This window comes from Modestobacter lapidis (assembly GCF_054780755.1).
Window position 1 is genome coordinate 61,799 of sequence record NZ_BAAGVS010000017.1, and the last position, 21,383, is coordinate 83,181.

16 protein-coding genes and 4 tRNA genes are annotated in these 21,383 nt (G+C 70.5%); 3 read left to right on the forward strand and 17 right to left on the reverse strand.

Annotated features, from left to right (window positions below; translation table 11 throughout):
• Positions 1-131: 131 nt before the first annotated feature.
• The 9 genes from ACYVG5_RS15705 to ACYVG5_RS15745 all read right to left on the reverse strand — a co-directional run bounded on the left by ACYVG5_RS15705 (position 132) and on the right by ACYVG5_RS15745 (position 12,648).
• Positions 132-4,037, reverse strand: coding sequence for a DNA-directed RNA polymerase subunit beta' (locus ACYVG5_RS15705; RefSeq protein WP_222050058.1), 3,906 nt, complete (start codon positions 4,035-4,037; stop codon positions 132-134).
• 104 nt (positions 4,038-4,141) lie between these two features.
• A complete protein-coding gene (gene rpoB / locus ACYVG5_RS15710) occupies positions 4,142-7,639 on the reverse strand; it encodes a DNA-directed RNA polymerase subunit beta (protein ID WP_222050057.1) in 3,498 nt (1,165 codons plus the stop codon).
• A 511-nt stretch (positions 7,640-8,150) separates the two neighbouring features.
• A complete protein-coding gene (rplL, locus tag ACYVG5_RS15715; protein WP_222050056.1) occupies positions 8,151-8,540 on the reverse strand; it encodes a 50S ribosomal protein L7/L12 in 390 nt (129 codons plus the stop codon).
• Between the two features lie 16 nt (positions 8,541-8,556).
• Positions 8,557-9,186, reverse strand: coding sequence for a 50S ribosomal protein L10 (gene rplJ / locus ACYVG5_RS15720; protein WP_222050055.1), 630 nt, complete (start codon positions 9,184-9,186; stop codon positions 8,557-8,559).
• A gap of 423 nt (positions 9,187-9,609) precedes the next feature.
• Positions 9,610-10,329 (reverse strand): 50S ribosomal protein L1, encoded by a 720-nt coding sequence (rplA, locus tag ACYVG5_RS15725; protein WP_222050054.1) that lies wholly within the window; start codon positions 10,327-10,329, stop codon positions 9,610-9,612.
• A 149-nt stretch (positions 10,330-10,478) separates the two neighbouring features.
• Positions 10,479-10,907, reverse strand: a complete 429-nt coding sequence (rplK, locus tag ACYVG5_RS15730; protein ID WP_222050053.1) for a 50S ribosomal protein L11 — start codon at positions 10,905-10,907, stop codon at positions 10,479-10,481.
• 84 nt (positions 10,908-10,991) lie between these two features.
• The gene (gene nusG / locus ACYVG5_RS15735) at positions 10,992-11,888 is read right to left on the reverse strand and encodes a transcription termination/antitermination protein NusG (RefSeq protein ID WP_222050052.1); all 897 of its coding nucleotides are present in this window, start codon (positions 11,886-11,888) and stop codon (positions 10,992-10,994) included.
• A gap of 121 nt (positions 11,889-12,009) precedes the next feature.
• Positions 12,010-12,510, reverse strand: coding sequence for a preprotein translocase subunit SecE (gene secE, locus ACYVG5_RS15740; RefSeq protein ID WP_222050051.1), 501 nt, complete (start codon positions 12,508-12,510; stop codon positions 12,010-12,012).
• A gap of 62 nt (positions 12,511-12,572) precedes the next feature.
• Positions 12,573-12,648 (reverse strand) — tRNA-Trp (locus tag ACYVG5_RS15745).
• Between the two features lie 275 nt (positions 12,649-12,923).
• On the opposite strand from ACYVG5_RS15745, the gene ACYVG5_RS15750 reads away from it, so the two are divergent.
• Positions 12,924-14,177, forward strand: a complete 1,254-nt coding sequence (locus tag ACYVG5_RS15750) for a pyridoxal phosphate-dependent aminotransferase (protein WP_222050050.1) — start codon at positions 12,924-12,926, stop codon at positions 14,175-14,177.
• 63 nt (positions 14,178-14,240) lie between these two features.
• On the opposite strand, the gene ACYVG5_RS15755 is transcribed toward ACYVG5_RS15750, so the two are convergent.
• The 6 genes from ACYVG5_RS15755 to ACYVG5_RS15780 all read right to left on the reverse strand — a co-directional run bounded on the left by ACYVG5_RS15755 (position 14,241) and on the right by ACYVG5_RS15780 (position 18,207).
• Positions 14,241-14,663 carry a MaoC family dehydratase gene (locus tag ACYVG5_RS15755; protein ID WP_222050049.1) on the reverse strand — a complete coding sequence of 141 codons (423 nt, stop codon included), beginning with the start codon at positions 14,661-14,663 and terminating at the stop codon, positions 14,241-14,243.
• Positions 14,660-15,106 (reverse strand): FAS1-like dehydratase domain-containing protein, encoded by a 447-nt coding sequence (locus tag ACYVG5_RS15760; protein WP_222050048.1) that lies wholly within the window; start codon positions 15,104-15,106, stop codon positions 14,660-14,662. Before ACYVG5_RS15760 ends, ACYVG5_RS15755 begins: the two co-directional genes overlap by 4 nt.
• A gap of 31 nt (positions 15,107-15,137) precedes the next feature.
• Entirely contained in the window at positions 15,138-15,302 is a 165-nt protein-coding gene (gene rpmG / locus ACYVG5_RS15765; RefSeq protein ID WP_014742879.1) for a 50S ribosomal protein L33, read from the reverse strand.
• Between the two features lie 112 nt (positions 15,303-15,414).
• Positions 15,415-15,488: transfer RNA gene (locus ACYVG5_RS15770), tRNA-Met, on the reverse strand.
• A 43-nt stretch (positions 15,489-15,531) separates the two neighbouring features.
• Positions 15,532-15,604, reverse strand: a tRNA-Thr gene (locus ACYVG5_RS15775).
• Between the two features lie 152 nt (positions 15,605-15,756).
• The gene (locus ACYVG5_RS15780; protein ID WP_460683328.1) at positions 15,757-18,207 is read right to left on the reverse strand and encodes an EAL domain-containing protein; all 2,451 of its coding nucleotides are present in this window, start codon (positions 18,205-18,207) and stop codon (positions 15,757-15,759) included.
• A gap of 734 nt (positions 18,208-18,941) precedes the next feature.
• Between ACYVG5_RS15780 and ACYVG5_RS15785 the strand changes: the two genes are divergently transcribed.
• The gene (locus ACYVG5_RS15785; protein WP_222050112.1) at positions 18,942-19,382 is read left to right on the forward strand and encodes a pilus assembly protein TadG-related protein; all 441 of its coding nucleotides are present in this window, start codon (positions 18,942-18,944) and stop codon (positions 19,380-19,382) included.
• 117 nt (positions 19,383-19,499) lie between these two features.
• Here the strand turns inward: ACYVG5_RS15785 and ACYVG5_RS15790 are convergent.
• A tRNA-Tyr gene (locus tag ACYVG5_RS15790) sits at positions 19,500-19,581 on the reverse strand.
• A gap of 96 nt (positions 19,582-19,677) precedes the next feature.
• Between ACYVG5_RS15790 and ACYVG5_RS15795 the strand changes: the two genes are divergently transcribed.
• A complete protein-coding gene (locus tag ACYVG5_RS15795; protein ID WP_222050046.1) occupies positions 19,678-20,169 on the forward strand; it encodes a YajQ family cyclic di-GMP-binding protein in 492 nt (163 codons plus the stop codon).
• A gap of 52 nt (positions 20,170-20,221) precedes the next feature.
• On the opposite strand, the gene htpX is transcribed toward ACYVG5_RS15795, so the two are convergent.
• The gene (htpX, locus tag ACYVG5_RS15800; RefSeq protein ID WP_222050045.1) at positions 20,222-21,097 is read right to left on the reverse strand and encodes a zinc metalloprotease HtpX; all 876 of its coding nucleotides are present in this window, start codon (positions 21,095-21,097) and stop codon (positions 20,222-20,224) included.
• Positions 21,098-21,383: the final 286 nt, after the last annotated feature.

The window sequence follows — 21,383 nt, forward strand, 5'->3', positions numbered from 1 at the left end:
TCGCGGACGACACTGTGGTCGGCGCTCGACGTCGGGTCACCGGGTCGTCGGTTGCGTCACGTGACAGCCGCATGACACAGATGGCCCCGCCGACTTCCGTCGACGGGGCCATCTGTTACTCACTCAGCGCGTCAGCGCCAGTCGTACTCCTCGAGCCGCACTGCCTCGCCCGAGCCCTGACCGAAGACGTCCGGGCTGTAGTACTGCCCGTCGTCGTAGCCGGCCATCGTGTAGACCGCGGCGCGCGCCTCCTCGGTGGGCTCGACCGTGATGTTCCGGTAGCGGCTGATACCGGTCCCGGCCGGGATGAGCTTCCCGATGATCACGTTCTCCTTGAGCCCGAGCAGGCTGTCGCTCTTGCCCTGGATCGCGGCATCGGTGAGCACCTTCGTCGTCTCCTGGAACGAGGCCGCGGACAGCCACGACTCCGTCGCCAGCGACGCCTTGGTGATCCCCATCAGCACCGGACGGGCCGAGGCCGGCTCGCCGCCCTCGGCGACGACCCGACGGTTCTCCGTCTCGAACAGCGTCCGCTCGACCAGCGCACCGGGCAGGAACTCGGTGGCACCCGAGTCGATGATGGTCACCCGCTTCAGCATCTGGCGGATGATCACCTCGATGTGCTTGTCGTGGATCGACACACCCTGGCTGCGGTAGACCTCCTGGACCTCGCGCACCAGGTGCAGCTGCACCTCACGCGGGCCCATGATCCGCAGCACCTCGTGCGGGTCGACCGCACCCTCGGTCAGCTGCTCGCCGACCTCGACGTGGCCACCGTCCTCGACCCGCAGTCGCGACCGACGCGACAGCTTCTCGTAGACGACCTCGTCGGACCCGTCGTCCGGGGTGATGGTCAGCTTGCGGAACTGCTCGCTGTCCTCGATCCGCACCGAGCCGGCCAGCTCCGCGATCGGCGCCTTGCCCTTGGGGACACGGGCCTCGAAGAGCTCGACCACACGCGGCAGACCGTGGGTGATGTCCGAACCCGCCACACCACCGGTGTGGAAGGTGCGCATCGTCAGCTGGGTGCCGGGCTCGCCGATCGACTGGGCGGCGATGATGCCGACCGCCTCGCCGACGTCCACGAGCTTGCCCGACGCCAGCGACCGGCCGTAGCAGGTGGCGCAGGTGCCCAGCAGCGACTCGCAGGTGAGGACGCAGCGGACCTTCACCTCGGCGACGTTGGCGTCGACCAGCTGGGCGATCAGCACGTCGCCCAGGTCGGCGCCGGCCTGCGCGATGACCGTCCCGTCCTCGGCCACCACGTCGGTGGCCAGGGCGCGGGCGTAGACGCTGGTCTCCACGTGCGGGTCACGGGTGACCCGGCCGTCGACGAGGGTCCCGATCGGCATAACCACGCCGCGCTCGGTGCCGCAGTCCTCCTCGCGGATGATGACGTCCTGCGAGACGTCGACCAGCCGGCGGGTGAGGTATCCGGAGTCGGCGGTCCGCAGTGCGGTGTCCGCCAGGCCCTTGCGGGCACCGTGCGTGGAGATGAAGTACTCCAGCACGGACAGACCCTCCCGGAAGTTGGCCTTGATCGGCCGCGGGATGATCTCGCCCTTCGGGTTGGCCACCAGGCCACGCATGCCGGCGATCTGGCTGATCTGCATCATGTTGCCGCGAGCGCCGGAGTTGACCATGACCCACACCGGGTTGGTGGTCGGGAAGTTGTCGACCATCGCCTGGCTGACCTCGGCCCGCGCGCGGGTCCAGATCTCGATCAGCTCGGCACGCCGCTCGTTGTCGGTGATGACACCGCGCTCGTACTGCCGCTCGATCTTGCGGGCCTCATCCTCGTGCCGGTCCAGGATCGCCTGCTTGGACGGCGGGGTGACGACGTCGTCGATGGCGATCGTGATGCCCGCGCGGGTCGCCCAGTGGAAACCGGCCGACTTGAGGGCGTCCAGCGTCGCCGCCACCTGCACCTTGGGGTAGCGCTCGGCGAGGTCGTTGACGATCGCCCCGAGCTCCTTCTTCGGCACCTGGTAGTTGACGAAGCGGTAGTCCTCGGGCAGCGCCTCGTTGAACAGCACGCGCCCCAGGCTCGTGTGGACGAGCGCCGGCCGACCCGGCTCCCAGCCCTCGGGGGCCTGCCACGGCTCGTTGACCTTGCCGTTGTCGACCCCGAAGACCTCGTCGAGGCGGATCCAGACCCGCTCCTGCAGGCCCAGGCTCCCCTTGTCGTAGGCCATGACGGCCTCGGACGTGGACGAGTACGCCTGCGGCAGCTCGCCTTCGGCGACCTCGGCCACCGAGCCCGCGAGCGTGGTGATGTGGTACAGGCCGAGCACCATGTCCTGGGTGGGCGCGGTGATCGGGCGACCGTCGGCGGGGCTCAGGATGTTGTTCGAGGACAGCATCAGGATCCGGGCCTCGGCCTGCGCCTCGGCCGACAGCGGCAGGTGCACCGCCATCTGGTCACCGTCGAAGTCGGCGTTGAACGCGGTGCAGACCAGCGGGTGGATCTGGATGGCCTTGCCCTCGACCAGCTGCGGCTCGAAGGCCTGGATCCCCAGGCGGTGCAGCGTCGGCGCCCGGTTCAGCAGGACCGGGTGCTCGGTGATGACCTCCTCGAGCACGTCCCAGACGACCGGCCGCGCACGCTCCACCATCCGCTTGGCGGACTTGATGTTCTGCGCGTGGTTGAGGTCGACCAGCCGCTTCATCACGAAGGGCTTGAACAGCTCCAGGGCCATCTGCTTGGGCAGACCGCACTGGTGCAGCTTGAGCTGCGGGCCGACGACGATGACCGAACGGCCGGAGTAGTCGACGCGCTTGCCCAGCAGGTTCTGCCGAAACCGGCCCTGCTTGCCCTTGAGCAGGTCGCTCAGGGACTTCAGCGGACGGTTGCCCGGACCGGTGACCGGTCGGCCGCGGCGGCCGTTGTCGAACAGCGCGTCCACGGACTCCTGGAGCATCCGCTTCTCGTTGTTGACGATGATTTCCGGCGCGCCCAGGTCCAGCAGCCGCTTGAGCCGGTTGTTCCGGTTGATCACCCGGCGGTACAGGTCGTTCATGTCGCTGGTGGCGAAGCGGCCGCCGTCGAGCTGCACCATCGGGCGCAGGTCCGGCGGGATGACCGGGACGCAGTCCAGCACCATGCCCATCGGCGAGTTCTGGGTCTGCTGGAACGCCGCGACGACCTTGAGCCGCTTGAGCGCGCGCAGCTTGCGCTGCCCCTTGCCGTTGCGGATGGTGTCGCGCAGCGAGATGGCCTCGGCGTCGAGGTCGAAGTCGGCGAGCAGCTTCTGCAGTGCCGCGGCGCCCATACCGCCCTCGAAGTACTCACCGAAGCGGTCGCGCAGCTCGCGGTAGAGGCCCTCGTCGGCGATGAGCTGCTTGACCTCGAGCTTGCGGAAGGTGTCCATCACCTCGTCGAGGCGGTCGATCTCCCGCTGCGCCCGGTCGCGCATCTGGCGCATCTCGCGCTCGCCGCCCTCGCGCACCTTGCGGCGCACGTCGGACTTGGCACCCTCGGCCTCGAGCTCGGCGAGGTCGGCCTCCAGCTTCTGCTGGCGGGCCTCCACGTCGGCGTCGCGGCGACCCTCGAGGTTGGACTTCTCCGCGCTGATCTCGGCCTCGACGGTCGGCAGGTCGCGGTGACGCGCCTCGTCGTCGACGGTGGTGATCAGGTAGGCCGCGAAGTAGATGATCTTCTCGAGGTCCTTGGGCGCCAGGTCGAGCAGGTAGCCCAGGCGCGAGGGGACGCCCTTGAAGAACCAGATGTGGGTGACCGGCGCGGCCAGCTCGATGTGGCCCATCCGCTCGCGGCGGACCTTGGCCCGGGTCACCTCGACGCCGCAGCGCTCACAGATGATGCCCTTGAAGCGGACCCGCTTGTACTTGCCGCAGTAGCACTCCCAGTCCCGGGTGGGACCGAAGATCTTCTCGCAGAAGAGACCGTCCTTCTCCGGACGGAGCGTCCGGTAGTTGATGGTCTCCGGCTTCTTCACCTCACCGTGCGACCACTGGCGGATGTCGTCGCCAGAAGCCAGACCGATGCGCAGTTCGTCGAAGAAGTTGACGTCGAGCACGTGGCTACCCCTTTCCCGGGGCTAGAAATGCTGTGTTTCTCGTCTTTGTGTGGAGCTGTGGCCGGCCGGGGCCCGCGATGCGCGGGCCCCGGCCGGCGGACCGATCAGACGTCTTCGACGGACGACGGCTCGCGGCGGGACAGGTCGATGCCCAGTTCCTCCGCGGCCCGGAAGACCTCGTCGTCGGTGTCGCGGAGCTCGATCGCCTGCCCGTCGCCGGAGAGCACCTCGACGTTGAGGCACAGCGACTGCAGCTCCTTGAGCAGCACCTTGAACGACTCGGGGATGCCCGGCTCGGGGATGTTCTCGCCCTTGACGATGGCCTCGTAGACCTTGACCCGGCCGAGGATGTCGTCGGACTTGATCGTCAGCAGTTCCTGCAGCGCGTACGCGGCGCCGTAGGCCTGCATCGCCCAGCACTCCATTTCACCGAAGCGCTGACCACCGAACTGCGCCTTACCACCCAGCGGCTGCTGCGTGATCATGGAGTACGGACCGGTCGAGCGGGCGTGGATCTTGTCGTCGACCAGGTGCAGCAGCTTGAGGATGTAGACGTAGCCGACCGAGATCGGCTCGGGGAAGGGCTCCCCCGACCGGCCGTCGAACAGCCGCGCCTTACCGGTCTCCTTGACCATCCGCTCGCCGTCCCGGTTGGGGGTCGTCGAGCTGAGGAGACCGATGATCTCCTCCTCGCGGGCACCGTCGAACACCGGCGTCGCGGTGCGCGTGCCGGGAGCACCGGAGCGTGCACCGGGGGGCAGGTTGCCGGCCCACTCCGGGGTGCCCTCGACCTGCCAGCCCGTCTTGGCGACCCACCCAAGGTGGGTCTCCAGGACCTGGCCGACGTTCATCCGGCCGGGCACACCCAGCGGGTTGAGCACGATGTCGACCGGCGTGCCGTCCTCGAGGAACGGCATGTCCTCCTGCGGCAGGATCTTGGAGATGACGCCCTTGTTGCCGTGCCGGCCGGCCAGCTTGTCGCCGTCGCTGATCTTGCGCATCTGGGCCACGTAGACCCGGATCAGCTCGTTGACGCCGGCGGGCAGCTCGTCGCCGTCCTCGCGGGAGAACACGCGGACGCCGATGACCTTGCCGGACTCACCGTGCTTGACCTTGAGGCTGGTGTCGCGGACCTCGCGGGCCTTCTCCCCGAAGATCGCCCGCAGCAGCCGCTCCTCGGGGGTCAGCTCGGTCTCGCCCTTGGGCGTGACCTTGCCGACGAGGATGTCGCCGGGGACGACCTCGGCACCGATGCGGATGATCCCGCGCTCGTCGAGGTCGGCGAGGACCTCCTCGGAGACGTTCGGGATGTCCCGGGTGATCTCCTCGGCGCCGAGCTTGGTGTCGCGGGCGTCGACCTCGAACTCCTCGATGTGGATCGAGGACAGGACGTCGTCCTGCACGAGGCGCTGCGACAGGATGATCGCGTCCTCGTAGTTGTGGCCCTCCCACGGCATGAAGGCGACGAGCAGGTTCTTGCCCAGCGCCATCTCGCCCTCGTCGGTGCACGGACCGTCGGCGAGCACCTGACCCACCTCGACGCGCTGGCCCTCGTCCACGACCGGGCTCTGGTTGATCGAGGTGCCCTGGTTCGAGCGGCGGAACTTCAGCAGCCGGTAGGTCTGCCGGGTTCCGTCGTCGGCCATGACGGTCACGTAGTCGGCGGTGGAGTCCTCCACCACGCCGGCCTTCTCGGCCACCACGACGTCACCGGCGTCGACCGCGGCACGCAGCTCCATGCCGGTACCGACCAGCGGGGCCTCGCTGCGCAGCAGCGGAACGGCCTGACGCTGCATGTTCGCGCCCATCAGGGCGCGGTTGGCGTCGTCGTGCTCGAGGAACGGGATCATCGCCGTCGCGACCGAGGTCATCTGCCGCGGCGAGACGTCCATGTAGTCGACGTTCTCCGGCGCCAGGTAGTCGACCTCACCGCCCTTGGTGCGGACCAGGACCCGCTCCTCGGCGAGGCGGCCCTGCGCGTCCAGCGGCGAGTTGGCCTGGGCGACGACGAACCGGTCCTCCTCGTCGGCGGTCAGGTAGTCGATCTGGTCGGTGACGGTGCCGTTCTCCACCTTGCGGTACGGCGTCTCGATGAAGCCGAAGGCGTTCACCCGGCCGAAGGAGGACAGCGAGCCGATCAGGCCGATGTTCGGGCCTTCCGGGGTCTCGATCGGGCACATCCGGCCGTAGTGGCTGGGGTGCACGTCCCGGACCTCCATGCCGGCCCGCTCACGCGACAGACCACCCGGGCCCAGCGCCGACAGGCGGCGCTTGTGGGTCAGGCCCGCGAGCGGGTTGGTCTGGTCCATGAACTGGGACAGCTGGCTGGTGCCGAAGAACTCCTTGATGGAGGCGACGACCGGCCGGATGTTGATCAGCGTCTGCGGCGTGATCGCCTCGACGTCCTGGGTCGTCATCCGCTCACGGACGACGCGCTCCATGCGGGAGAGACCGACCCGGATCTGGTTCTGGATCAGCTCGCCGACCGTGCGCAGGCGCCGGTTGCCGAAGTGGTCGATGTCGTCGACGCCGTGCTCGGGCTCGCCGGCGTGGAGACGCACGACGTACTCGATGGTGGCGACGATGTCGTCCTCGGTCAGGGTGGACGTGGGCTGCGGGACGCTGACACCCAGCTTCTTGTTCACCTTGTAGCGGCCGACCTTGGCGAGGTCGTAGCGCTTGGGGTTGAAGAACAGGTTCTCCAGCAGCGCCTGCGCGGACTCACGCGTCGGCGGCTCGCCCGGACGCAGCTTGCGGTAGATGTCCAGCAGCGCCTCGTCCTGGCCGGCGATGTGGTCCTTCTCCAGCGTGGCCAGCATGGTCGGGGACCACTGGAAGTGCTCCCGGATGCGGTCCTCGGTCCAGCCGAGGGCCTTGAGCAGGACGCTGACCGGCTGACGACGCTTGCGGTCGATCCGGACGCCGACGGTGTCGCGCTTGTCGACGTCGAACTCCAGCCACGCACCACGGCTGGGGATCACCTTGGCGCTGTAGACGTCCTTGTCCGACGTCTTGTCCAGGGCCTTGTCGAAGTAGACGCCGGGGCTGCGCACCAGCTGGGACACGACGACGCGCTCGGTCCCGTTGATGACGAAGGTGCCCTTGCGGGTCATGATCGGGAAGTCGCCCATGAACACCGTCTGGCTCTTGATCTCGCCGGTGGTGTTGTTCATGAACTCGGCGGTGACGAACAGCGGCGCCGCGTAGGTCATGTCCTTGTCCTTGCACTCCTCGAGGGACGCCTTGACGTCCTCGAAGCGTGGGTTGGAGAAGGACAGCGACATCGAGCCGCTGAAGTCCTCGATCGGGGAAATCTCCTCGAGGATCTCCGCCAGACCGCCGACCGCGTCGGCCTGCTCGGCCTCGGGGAGGGTGGCCCGCCACTCCGGGCGGCCGACCAGCCAGTCGAAGGACGCGGTCTGCAGGGCCAGCAGATCCGGCACCTCGAGGGGCTCGTGGATCTTGGCGAAGGAGACGCGGAGCGGCGCGCCGGGGATCTTGAGCGATGCGGTCCCAGCGGTGTGCGTGCGCTGCTGGGGGTCGTCCGGGATCTGCTGCTCGGTGGTGCTGGGGGAGATGCTGGTGGGGCGAGAGCCTGCCAAGATGCGTCCTTCCAAGGACCTCACGACGTGCGGGCGTTCAGTGCGGGTCGTCCTGGGTCGTCGTCGGTTTCGGCGGGGCTGCCCGGTACGGCGGGGCGCCTGCCAGTGGGGTCAACGCGGAGCGACCAGGAAAGGATTCCGGGCACTCCAGGTGACCCGTCGCGGCGGGCAGTCAGTCGGAGGGCAGCGCAACAGGAAACCCTACCCCTGCTCAACGCCGGTGTCCACGCCGGGGCGCCGGAGCGACCGGGGACACACCCGCGGGGGGTGGCCGGCGGAGCGGGCTGGGTGCTGCCGAGTGCCGATGATGCCAGCGGAACGGCCCCATGGGGACCGCCACGCCGGGGAGATGCAGCAGGGGCCGACCCACCGGAGTGGATCGGCCCCTGTCGTGCGGTGCAGCGCCCGGCCGTCAGGCCGGGCTGGCCTCCTTGTCGAAGGACCCCTCGCCCCCCACCGCTCGCGAGCTCGCGGCGGGACCCTGCGAGGAGCCCGAGGGCAAGGAGGTCCTTTACTTGACGGTGACGGTGGCGCCGGCGCCCTCGAGGGCGGCCTTGGCCTTCTCCGCGGCGTCCTTGGCGACCTTCTCCAGGACTGCCTTGGGCGCGCCGTCGACCAGGTCCTTGGCCTCCTTGAGACCGAGCGAGGTCAGGCCGCGCACCTCCTTGATGACCTGGATCTTCTTGTCACCGGCGGACTCCAGGATGACGTCGAACTCGTCCTGCTCGGCCGGGGCCTCGGCAGCGGCGCCACCAGCGGCGGGGCCGGCAGCGGCAACGGCGACCGGGGCAGCCGCGGTGACGTCGAAGGTCTCCTCGAACTGCTTCACGAAGTCGGACAGCTCCAGGAGGGTCATCTCCTTGAAGGCGTCGAGCAGCTCGTCGGCGGAAAGCTTGGCCATGGTGTCTCCTTGGGGATCAGTCGGTGCCGGCCGCGGCGTCCGCGGCGGCATCGGTCGTGTCGGGGGTGGTGTCAGCAGCAGTGACGTCGCCGTCCGGGGCGGATCCGGCGGCAGGAGCTGCGGAGCCCTCTTCGGACTCCCTCTTCTCCTGCAGCGCGGCGGCCATCCGGGCGACCTGCGACAGCGGGGCCTGGAACAGCCCGGCAGCCTTGGTCAGGTTGCCCTTCATGGCGCCGGCCAGCTTGGCCAGCAGGACCTCACGGGAATCGATGTCGGCGAGGCGGGTGACCTCGGCGGCATCGACCGTGCGGCCCTCGACGACGCCGCCCTTGACGACGAGCATCGGGTGGGCGCGCGCGAAGTCACGGATGGCCTTGGCGGCCTCAACGGGGTCGCCCGAGATGAAGGCGATCGCGGTCGGGCCGTTGAGCAGCGGGGCGAGGTCGGCGTGACCGACCGCGTCCGCCGCACGCTTCGTCAGGGTGTTCTTGACGACGGCGTAGCTGCTGCCCGCACCGAGGGAACGACGCAGCTGGGTCAGCTGCGCCACGGTCAGCCCGCGGTACTCGGTGAGCACGGCTGCGCTGGACTCCTGGAACCGACTGGTGATCTCGTCGATCACCGCGGCCTTGGCCTGCGTGGGCATGGGCCTCCTCTCGTCTGTCGGGCGACCACCGGCCGGCGTGCACACGGACGTCGATGACCCCGGAGACGAGGAACGCCCCGGCGCAGGGCGCACGGGGCGAGGCGCGAAGCGCCGGTCGGTGGGCACTGGGCCCGGACCGCGCTCCGTTCGTCGAACCGTCCACCTGCGCGGGTCGCCCGGAACTCCGGGACCTTCGACCGCACGCGAACGTGCGACGACCAGCGGTCTTGGGGGGAACGATGTCGACAGTACGCCATCCGCGCCGGCTCCCGGCCGGCGGTGCCCGACTGCGACCGAGGTCACCGCATCGCACCCATCCGGATCGGCCGGTCGGATCGAACACCTGGCGGTCCCTACCCCTGCCCGAGAATGCAGCAGGGCCCCGCAGCGATCGCTGCGGGGCCCTGCTGCTGCGCTACCGGCTCAGGCGGAAGGCTCGTCGACCAGCATGTTGCGGGTGCGGTTCGGGTCGACCGGGATACCGGGGCCCATGGTCGTGGAGACGGTCACCTTGCGGACGTACCGGCCCTTGGCCGCGGACGGCTTGGCGCGGAGCACCTCGTCGAGGGCAGCGGCGTAGTTCTCCACCAGCTTGGCCTCGTCGAAGCTGACCTTGCCGATGACCAGGTGCAGGTTGGACTGCTTGTCGACGCGGAAGTTGATCTTCCCGCCCTTGATGTCGTTGACGGCCTTGGTGACGTCGGGGGTCACGGTGCCGGTCTTCGGATTCGGCATCAGGCCACGGGGGCCGAGGATGCGGGCGATGCGGCCGACCTTGGCCATCTGGTCCGGCGTCGCGATCGCGGCGTCGAAGTCCAGGAAGCCGCCCTGGATGCGCTCGATCAGGTCGTCGGAGCCGACGACGTCGGCACCGGCCGCCTCGGCCTCGGCGGCCTTGTCACCGGTCGCGAAGACGATGACGCGGGCGGTCTTGCCAGTGCCGTGGGGCAGGTTGACCGTGCCGCGGACCATCTGGTCGGCCTTGCGGGGGTCGACCCCGAGGCGGATGGCGACCTCGACGGTGGCGTCGTACTTCGTCGTCGACGTCTTCTTGGCCAGGCCGGCGGCCTGCAGCGGGCTGTACAGCGTGGCCTCGTCGACCAGCTCAGCGACCTTGCGGTAGTTCTTGCCGTGCTTCGCCATGGTGGTGCTCCTTCCCCCCGGCAACCGGGGGACGTGTGGTGTACGGGCCTGGCCAGGCCCTCCCACGACTACGGACGTGACGTGCTGGAACCGGCCGCCTCGCAGGGGCCCACCCTGAGCTTGCGAAGGGTGGGGGGCGAGGGGGTCCTTTACTTGACCGTGATGCCCATCGAGCGGGCGGTGCCGGCGATGATGCGCTCGGCCTGCTCGAGGTCGTTGGCGTTCAGGTCGGCCATCTTGGTCTGGGCGATCTCCCGGACCTGGTCACGGGTGACGGTGGCGACCTTGGTCTTGTGCGGCTCACCCGAGCCCTTCTCCACCCCCGCTGCCTTTAGCAGCATGCGGGCCGCCGGCGGAGTCTTGGTGACGAAGGTGAACGAGCGGTCCTCGTAGACCGAGATCTCGACCGGGATGACGTTGCCGCGCTGCGACTCGGTCTCGGCGTTGTAGGCCTTGCAGAACTCCATGATGTTCACGCCGTGCTGACCGAGGGCGGGGCCCACGGGCGGCGCGGGGGTGGCCGCGCCGGCGTTGATCTGGAGCTTGATGACCGCGGTCAACCGCTTCCTGGGGGGCATGACTTCCTTCTTGGTGAGTGGATGGAACGGCGCGGTCGCAGGGTCCCGCCGCGAGCTTGCGAGCGGTGGGGGGCGACCGGGTCCTTAAATCTTCTGGACCTGGCTGAACGACAGCTCGACGGGCGTCTCGCGGCCGAAGATCGAGACCAGCACCTGCAGCTTCTGCTGCTCGCCGTTGACCTCGTTGATGGTGGCCGGAAGGGTGGCGAACGGGCCGTCCATGACGGTGACCGACTCGCCGACCTCGAACTCCACGACCGGCGCGGGGCCGGCCGCCGCGGTGGTCTCGGCCGCCGCGGCCTGCTTCGGCGCGGTCGCCGGGACGAGGATCTTGACGACCTCGTCGAGGGTGAGGGGTGAGGGTCGCGACGTCGCGCCGACGAAGCCGGTGACCCCCGGGGTGTTGCGGACGGCGCCCCACGACTCGTCGTTGAGGTCCATCCGGACCAGCAGGTATCCCGGGAAGACCTTGCGGTTGACCTGGGTCCGCTTGCCGTTCTTGATCTCGGTGACCTCCTCGGTGGGCACCTCGATCTGGTAGATGTAGTCCTCCATGTCCAGTGACGTGATGCGGGACTCGAGGTTCGTCTTCACCTTGTTCTCGTAGCCGGCGTACGAGTGGACGACGTACCAGTCGCCCGGCGCCGTCCGCAGCGCCTGGCGCAGCGCCACGGCCGGGTCCTCGTCCTCCTCGGCCGCGGCCTCGAGGACCTCCTCCACCAGCGGGTCGTGGTCCGGCGCAGGCGTGGCCAGCGGGTCGCCCACCACGCTGTCCCGCCCACCGCTCGCCACGTCCGGAGGAACGTCGGCGGCCCGGCTGGCGGTGTCCTGGTCGGCGGTGTCGGACGAACCCTCGGCGGCGCCGGTCTCACCCGTGCCGGTCTCGAGGTCGACGCTGCCGCGCACGTCGGACCGGGCGTCGTCGAGGTCGGTGCCCTCGACGGCGTTGTCGGTCTCGAAGGGCTCGCGGGGGTCTGTCACTGCATCTCCTCGCTGGCGCTCGTCGGCATCGTGACCGACGGTGCTGCGCTCATAGGTGATCTCGCAAGATCGATCACAGGTCTGTGTTCCTTCTTCGGGTGCGGTGCAGGCGCCGGGTGGGTCAGCCGAAGATGGCGACCACGCCCTTGGCGAAGAGGATGTCCAGGCCGGCCACCAGCGCGACCATGACCGTCACGAAGATGATCACCACGGTCGTGTAGGTGATCAGTTCCCGGCGCCCGGGCCAGATGACCTTGCGGAGCTCGGCGACGACCTCGCGCAGGAACCGGCCGAGGTTGCGCTTCTCGCGCAGCTCCGCGGCGCGGGCGCGCTCTGCGGCGGCCCGTGAGCGGGTGCCTTCGCCGGTGCGCTCCGGCGTCCGGTTCGCCGGGCGACCGGCGGAGCGGCGGCGACGGCCGGCCGGGGTGGACACCACCTTGTCCTCGTCCTCGTGCGCCTCGCCGGCGATCTCGGCCTCGGCCGCCTCGAGCTCGCCGGCGTCGTCGACCCCGGGGGTCTCGCGGTCGATCTGCTCGTCGCTGAGCCCGCCGTCGGCGTCGGCGCCGTCGGGACCGGACGGACGGGCCGACCCGTCCTCGCGTCCCGGCTTGTCCTCGCTCACAGCGCCCTCGCTCGTCTCGGCTCGTCGTGCTCGGTGTGGTGCTGGTGGTCGTGCTGGTGGAGTGGCAGGGGTGACAGGACTTGAACCTGCAGCCTGCGGTTTTGGAGACCGCTGCTCTGCCAGTTGAGCTACACCCCTAGTGCCCGGCCGGAGCCCCGCCGCAGGGGCGGAGCTCGATCGGGCCCTCTGGGAACACGGGCCGCCCCATGGCATGACAGGGCCCATGACAGGACCACGGGCATGCCGGTGGCGGGGTCCCACGGCCCCAGAGCAACGAGTGTACGGGACCGCGGCGACCGGCAGCCAACACGCACTCCACCGTGGGCCCAGGGGCCACGGGCACGGGGTGCCGCACCGGTGCCGACGACCGCCGGGGGCGCGCGACACTCCCCCGCCCTGCCACGATGGGCCCCATGACCGCCGTGTTCCCGTCGGAGCCCGCTGCCCCGTCCGCCCTCCCGCCCGCCGAGCGCCGCATCTCGCGGCGGGTCGGCGCGATCACCGAGTCCGCCACGCTGGCGGTCGACGCGAAGGCCAAGGCGCTCAAGGCCGCCGGCAAGCCGGTCATCGGCTTCGGCGCCGGCGAGCCCGACTTCCCGACCCCGGACTACGTCGTCCAGGCGGCTGTCGCGGCCGCGTCGAACCCGAAGTACCACCGCTACACCCCCGCCGGTGGCCTGCCGGAGCTCAAGGAGGCCATCGCGGCCAAGACCGCGCGCGACTCCGGCCTGCAGGTCACCCCGACCCAAGTACTGGTCACCAACGGCGGCAAGCAGGCCGTGTACGAGGCGCTGGCCACCATGCTCGACCCCGGGGACGAGGTGCTGCTGCCGGCGCCGTACTGGACCACCTACCCGGAGGCCATCCGGCTGGCCGGCGGGGTCCCGGTACCCGTCGTCGCCGACGAGCAGAGCGGCTACCTGGTGTCGGTGGGCCAGCTGGAGGCAGCCCGGACCCCGCGCACCAAGGTGCTCCTGTACTGCTCGCCGTCCAACCCGACCGGCGCGGTGTACCCGCTCGAGCAGGTCGAGGCGATCGGCCGCTGGGCGCTGGACGCCGGCCTATGGGTGCTGACCGACGAGATCTACGAGCACCTCACCTACGGCGGGGTCACCGCGCCGTCGATGCCCGTCGTCGTCCCGGAGCTCCAGGACCGCTGCGTCGTCGTCAACGGCGTGGCCAAGACCTACGCGATGACCGGCTGGCGCGTCGGGTGGGTCGTCGGCCCGGCCGACGTGGTCAAGGCCGCGACCAACCTCCAGTCACACGCCACGTCGAACGTGGCCAATCTCTCGCAGGTCGCCGCCGTCGCAGCGCTCACCGGTGACCTGTCGGCAGTGGCGGTGATGCGCGAGGCCTTCGACCGCCGGCGGCAGACGATCGTGTCGATGCTGCGGCAGATCCCCGGGGTGGCCTGCCCCGAACCCCAGGGTGCGTTCTACGTCTACCCGTCGGTCAAGGCCCTGCTGGACCGCCCGATCGCCGGCCGCACCTGCACCAGCAGCGTGGAACTGGCCGAGCTGATCCTCGAGGAGGCGGAGGTCGCGGTCGTCCCGGGTGAGGCGTTCGGGACACCGGGGTACCTCCGGCTGTCCTACGCCCTCGGGGACGAGGACCTGGTGGAGGGCGTCAGCCGGATGCAGCGACTGCTCGGCAGCGCGGAGTAACCGGCGCCCCGGCGACCGGCCCGGCCGGTCGCCGGCGCCAGGGCAGTGGCGACCGCCCGCGCGTCAGCGCAGCGCGACCACGGCGCGCGCCAGCGAGAGGACCTTCTCCCCGCCGCTGGTCACGGTGAGGTCGACCCGCACCCGCCCGTCGTCGAGCAGGGCGGCGACCCGGCCGCGGACGGTCACCTCGGCACCGTCCTCGTCGTCCGGGACGACCACCGGGCGGCTGAAGCGCACCTGGTAGTCGACGACCGCCCCGGGGTCACCGGCCCAGGCCGTGACGGCGCGGACGGCGAGCCCGGCGGTGAGCATGCCGTGGGCGATGACGCCGGGCAGCCCGACCTCTCGGGCGACCCGCTCGTTCCAGTGGATGACGTTGAAGTCACCGGAGGCGCCCGCATAGCGGATCAGGTCGGCGCGGGTCACGCGGGAGACCTGCTCGGGCAGCTCGCTGCCGACCTCGAGGTCGGCTGGGCGGCCGGTCATGCCCCGCCCCGGGCGACCAGCATGGAGGTGGTCGTGCAGACCGGCTCACCGGCCTCGGTGGCCAGGTCGACTCGGGTGGTGAGCATGTCGTTGCCCGCCATGCTGCGGACCGCGGCGACGGAGGCGGTGGCGACCAGCCGGTCGCCGGCCCGGATCGGGCGGTGGTGGGTGAAGCGTTGCTCGCCGTGCACGACCCGGCTGTAGTCGATGCCCACGTCGGGGTCCTCGACGACCACGTTGCCCGCGCCCAGGCTCAGCACGATGGCGAACGTGGGGGGCGCGATCACATCGGGGTGCCCGGCCGCGCGGGCGGCCGCCGGATCGCGGTAGACCGGGTCGCGGTCACCGAGCGCGGCGGCGAACTCGGCGAGCTTCTCCCGGCCGACCTCGTAGACGGCGGAGGGCGGGTAGCTGCGCCCGACCAGTCCTGCGTCCAGCGTCATGCCCCCGCACCCTGCCTGCCGACCGCCCGGATCAGCGCGTCTCGCGGTGGACCGTGTGCTTCCGGTCGGTCGGGCAGTACTTCTTCAGCTCGATCCGGTCGGGATCGTTGCGCCGGTTCTTGCGGGTGATGTAGTTGCGGTTCTTGCACTCCTGGCAGGCCAGGGTGATCTTCGGACGGACGTCTGTGGCTGCCATGAGCGCATCCTCGCCTTGTTCTGGACGGTGCCGGTGCACCTTCTCGGATCGTGCCCGCGGCCGGCAGGTGCCGGACACGGCGACGGTCCCCGGAATCGGGGGCCATCAGGGGTAGCGGTGACCGGACTTGAACCGGTGACACAGCGATTATGAGCCGCTTGCTCTACCAGGCTGAGCTACACCGCCGGGTGACCTCACGGCCCGGTCTTCCGACTGGACCGGTGGTCGGAGCCCCTTTACGGAATCGAACCGTAGACCTTCTCCTTACCATGGAGACGCTCTGCCGACTGAGCTAAAGGGGCGTGCTCGGCTGCGGTGAGACTCTACCAAGTCGCTCACGCCGACCGGTGGACCCCCCCTGAACCGTGCCGGACGACTGTAACAGCCACCTCAGACGGCCCCGTCCAGAGGCTCGTGCCGAGCTTGCGAGGCATGAGGAGGACGGGGTCCTTCTTCAGGTCCGGACGAACAGCCGGCGGTGGGTCGCCCCCGGCGCGGCGGTGCGGACGCCCGTGCGAGCCAGCAGCCAGCCCTCCAGCCGGTCCTCCGGCAGAGGGCGGCTGACCAGGAAGCCCTGCACCTTGTCGCAGCCCATCTGGGCCAGGAGGTCACGGGTCACCTCGTCCTCCACGCCCTCGGCCACCACCCGCAGGCCCAGGTTGTGGGCCAGCTCGACGATCGAGCGGGCGATGAAGGACTCGTTCTGACTGGTCGACATCCCCAGCACGAAGGACTTGTCGATCTTCAGCTCGTCGATGGGGAGCTGGCGCAGCTGGGACAGCGATGAGTACCCGGTGCCGAAGTCGTCCATCGACAGCCGCAGCCCCAGGGAGTGCAGGTCGGCCAGCACGGTGCTGTTGCGCACCGTGTCGTCGACGACGCTGCCCTCGGTGAGCTCGAGGGTGAGCAGCTCCCCCGGCACGCCGTGGTGCCGGAGGGCACGGCGGACGCGGTCGACCAGGTCGGGCTCGGACAGGCAGCGTGCGGAGAGGTTGACCGCCACCGAGAGGGCGATGTCCTGGTCGAGCCAGCGCCGGCACCGGTCCAGGGCGCGGTCGAGCACGTAGTCGGTCAGCGGACCGATCCGGCCGATCTGCTCGGCGAGGCTGATGAAGTCGTCCGGCGGGATGTTGCCGTAGCGCGGATGCGCCCAGCGCACGAGCGTCTCGACCGAGACGATGTCCGACGTCCGGGTCTCCACGATCGGCTGGAACACCACGGTGATCTGCTGCTCGGCCATCGCCGTCTCGAGCTCGGTGCCCAGCTGCAGTCGGCGCAGGCTCTGCTGGTCGAGCACCGGGTGGTAGGTGGCCACCCCGCTCGAGGCGTGCGCGGCGAGCAGGGCGACGTCGGCCCGCTGGATGAGCGTGCCGGAGTCCAGCCCGTGCACCGGGGTGGCGGCCACCCCGATGGTCAGCGACACCTCGAGGTCCAGTCCGGCGACCTCTGCTCTCGTGGAGGCCGCCTCACGCAGCCGGCGCGCGGCGCGTTCGGTGGCGGCCAGCGAGAGCCCGGGCAGCAGGACGGCGAACTGCCCAGCTTCCATCCTGGCGACCACGGCCTGCGGCGGCGCGTGCTCGCGCAGCAGCCCGGCGGTGACCAGCAGGAGCTCGTCGCTGGCCGCGTGCCCCAGGGTGTCGGTGACGTTGGTGTAGCCGTCGAGCGAGGCGAGCACCAGGCCTGCCCGGGCGGCGGGCTCGGCGAGCAGCAGCGCGTCGATCTCAGCGGCCAGCCGCTGGCGGTTCGGGAGCCCGGTGAGCCGGTCATGGTCGCCGTCGTGGCGGATCTGACTCAGGAGCTGCTGCTGCCGGATCGCGGCGTTGACGTGGGTGAGCATCGACTCCAGCGCACCGCGGTCGCCGTCGGCGAAGGACACGATGTCGCCCTGCCGGTCGCAGACCTCCAGGTAGCCCGGCTCGCCGGCGGCGGTCGTGACGGGTGCGCCCAGTACCTCGCGGGCACCTCGCCGGAGGAGCGCGCCGCGCGCCTCCGGGTCGTCGGTACGGCCGTGCGAGACGAAGACCGGGCCGTCGGCGCCCGGCGCCACGGTCCACCGCCGGATGGGGTCGTCGGGGTCGCCGGGGCCGTCGTACCAGGCCAGGTCACCGTCGGCCGCGTCGACGACGAGTTGGGGCCCGTCGTCGAGATAGGGGGGCAGCCAGAGCGCCACCCGATCGGCGTTGAGCAGCTCCCGGACGGCCCGGACGATGTCCCGCGTGCCGGCCTCGTCGGGGGTGACCAGCTCCACCCGGCGGGCGAAGTCGTACACGCGCTGCACCGTACGTCGTTCGCGGACCGCCTGCGCCGACTGCCGGAAGATCGCCACGACGCCGAGCAGCAGCGGGACGATCAGCGTCCACGTCCAGGAGGTCTGGCGGGTCAGCAGCAGCGCGATCACCGCGATGACCACGCTCAACGGCCCGAGCACGATCGTGGGCAGCGCCGCGGCCACGAACGGCCAGCCGGGCCAGCCGTCGGTGAGGGTCACCGCGGCCCCGACGCCGACCATGCTGACCAGGCTCGTGACGAGGACGGCGACGATCAGCGAGAGCCAGGTGATCGGACTGCTGACGTCCAGCGGCGGCAGCAGCCGGAGCACGGCCAGGGCGGCGCACAGCTCGGCGACGGCAAGCGCGGCGTTGAAGAACACCTTGGCCGGCGGCCAGCGGCGCCACGCCTCGACCACCACCACGGCGGCGACCCGGGCGACGGCCGTCCAGAGCCCGCCGACCTCCACCAGGCCGACGACCAGCGCGATCTCGGTCGGCGCCAGGGAGATGGTCTGCCGGCGGAACTCGACGTCGAGCTGCACCGACTCGGTGAGCACGAAGGCAGCGAGAAGCGCGAGCACCATCCACACCGGGGGCGTGGACCAGGATGAGGGCAGCACGAGGACCGCGAGCACGGTAGCCAGCCCGCACCCCAGGACCGAGATCGTCCATGGCCGGCGGATGGCTGCTGACCCGCGCTGCTCGGGATCAGTGGGCTCGGCCAACATCAGCCTGTCTGTCGGGGAGCGGGCGTCGATCGAAGGTAACAGCGGAGGACGCCCCGGGGCAGGAGCCTCACCCCGAGGGGGCAGCCCGGATCCCGGGCTGCCTCCTCGGTCGGTGCGAGGGCGCTCAGCAGCCCCAGCGCCAGTTGCGGCCCCAGCGCCAGTTGCGGCTCTCGCTGGCGGTCTGGGCAACGGGCAGAGCGGTCGTGCGGGTCATGACGCCTCCTCAGGCATGGGACGACTGCAACGTGCGGCAGCCGCCCACGCGGGGGCAGAGCGTCGTCCGGCAACAGACCGCGCCCGAGAGACTGCAAGCTGTCACCCACACGAGGCAAGCGTTGACACCATCGCATGGTGCGTGTCGTGGGTGTCGTGACGTTGAGTCACCAATGAGCCAATGATCCTCACCGTGGAGTGACACCCGGACGAGAACTACCGGAAGGCTCGGCCGTCCGGCGGCCCGCGTGCAGCTGCGGCCGAGAGCGGCGGTGGCCGAACGGCGCCCGGGCGGCAGAGTCGTCGTCCACAGGTCGGCGCCCGTGCGGCGGCGGACGTCGCGGCTGTGTCCACATCGTCCACAGTTGCCGTCCACAGCGGTGGACGACGGGCGCCATCGCGGGGCGCCCGCCCCCTACGCTGCCTGGGTGCATGCCGGGCGGTCCGCGGACCCAGCTTTCGAGCGCGGGTCGACGCTGCCGTTCGTCCTGGTCTGCTGGCTGGTGGCCGCTCTCATGGCGTTCGGCGCGATCGCGGCCTCCGATGCCTTCCTCGAGCAGCAGCAGGTGCAGTCGACCTGTGATGGCGCCGCCCTCGCCGCGGCGAACCAGGTCGACGAGGCGGCCCTTTACTCCCGCGGTGTGGGCACCGCGTTGCCCCTCACGCCGGCCGGCGCCGAGGCCGCGGTGGCCGATCAGCTCACCGATGCCGGCGTCCGGCTGGACGGCTGGTCGGCCGCCACCGACGGGATCGAGGTCACGGTGCGGTGCACCCGGACGGTGCAGATCGCGTTCGGCTGGCTGTTCCTGGGCGGGGAACCGCTGGAGCGCACCGCCGTGGCGAGTGCCCGCGCGCCCACCAGCCCCTGAAGCCGGCCCCCCGACACGGCGACAGCTCCCGATACGGGCGACAGCTCCCGATACGGCGACCGCTCCCGATACGGCGACGGCCCCCGACCTGGTGGTCGAGGGCCGTCGTACCGGGGGTGGCGGGTGAAGGATTCGAACCTTCGTAGGCTAAGCCGACGGATTTACAGTCCGCTCCCATTGGCCACTCGGGCAACCCGCCCCGGGGTGGTACCGGGAGATCGTACAAGACACGGGCAGCCCGGTTCGCCGGGTCCCGGCGCCCGGGGGCCACACCCCCGGGAGAGGAGGAACCGAGATGGCCGATGCGTCCTTCGACGTCGTCAGCAAGGTCGACCGCCAGGAGGTCGACAACGCCCTGAACCAGGCGGCCAAGGAGCTCTCGCAGCGCTTCGATTTCCGGGGCACCAACGCGACCATCGCCTGGGCCGGCGAGGAGGCGGTCACTCTCTCCGCCGACACCGAGGAGCGGGTCGCCGCGGCCCTGGACGTCTTCAAGGAGAAGCTGGTCAAGCGCGGCATCTCGATGAAGGCGCTGGACGCCGACGAGCCGCAGCCGTCGGGCAAGAGCTACAAGCTCTCCGCCCGGATCCAGCAGGGCATCGCCTCGGACAAGGCCAAGCAGATCGCCAAGGCCATCCGCGACGAGGGCCCCAAGGGCGTGCAGGCGCAGATCCAGGGCGACCAGCTGCGGGTGAGCGGCAAGAAGCGGGACGATCTGCAGGCCGTGCAGCAGCTGCTCAAGGGCAAGGACTTCGAGATCGCCCTGCAGTTCGACAACTACCGCTGATCCGTCCGGTCACGTCGTGGCCGCCCCTGGCCGCGACGTGACCGGCCGCCGCTCAGCGCTGGCCGAGCCGGCGGGCCATGTCCTCCAGTCGCGCGATCCGCTGCGGCATCGGGGGGTGGGTGGCGAACATCGACGCCAGCCCCTGGCCGCGGAACGGGTTGGCGATCATCAGGTGGCTCTGGGCGACCAGCCGGTCCTCCTGGGGCAGCGGCCGGGCGGTCACCCCCTGCTCGAGCTTGCGCAACGCGCTGGCCAGCGCCAGCGGGTCCTGGGAGAGTTGCGCGCCCGAGGCGTCGGCCTGGAACTCGCGGCTGCGGCTCACTGCCATCTGGACCAGCCCGGCGGCGACCGGGCCGAGGAAGACCAGCAGCAGGCTGCCGAGCGCGTTGCCACCGCCGCGGTCGTCGGACCGCCCGCCGAACAGCGAGGCGAACATCGCCATGTGCGCCAGGTAGGTGACCACCGTGGCCATCGCACCGGCCACCGAGCTGATCAGGATGTCGCGGTTGTAGACGTGGGACAGCTCGTGGGCCAGCACCCCGCGGAGCTCCCGCCGGTCGAGCAGTTCCAGGATGCCCTGGGTGCAGCAGACCGCGGCGTTGCGCGGGTTTCGGCCGGTGGCGAAGGCGTTGGGCTGATCGGTGGGGCTGACGTAGAGCCGGGGCATCGGCTGCCTTGCCTCGGTCGCCAGTTCCCGGACCATGGCGTACAGCTGAGGCGCCTGCGTCTCGGTCACCGGGAACGCACGCATGGCGCGCAGGGCGAGCTTGTCGGAGTTGAAGTAGGCGTACCCGTTCACGCCCAGGGCGATCGCCAGGGCGATGACCAGGCCGCCGCGGCCGCCCACGAGCGCACCGGCGGCGAGGATGACGCCGGCCATCAGGCCGAGCAGCAGGGCGGTCTTCAGTCCGTTGCTCCAGCGGTGCACGCCCGCTCAACGCCCGCCCTCGGACACCCGTTCCCCCGCCCGACCGGCCCGCGCAAGTCAGGCCGGGCGCGCTGACGTGGGTTCGGTCACGTTGGCGCGACGACCGGTCGACCGGTGCGACGCGGACGTAACCTGGCACGCCGGAGGTACCTCGATCACATGACCGGCACCAGCAGTCCCGCGCCCCTGCCCGACGATGCTCCGCTCTCTGCCCCGGGTGGGTTGGTGAAGAGTGTGGTGGCCCTGGATCGGGTGGTGATCCGGTTGGCGGGTGATTCCGGTGATG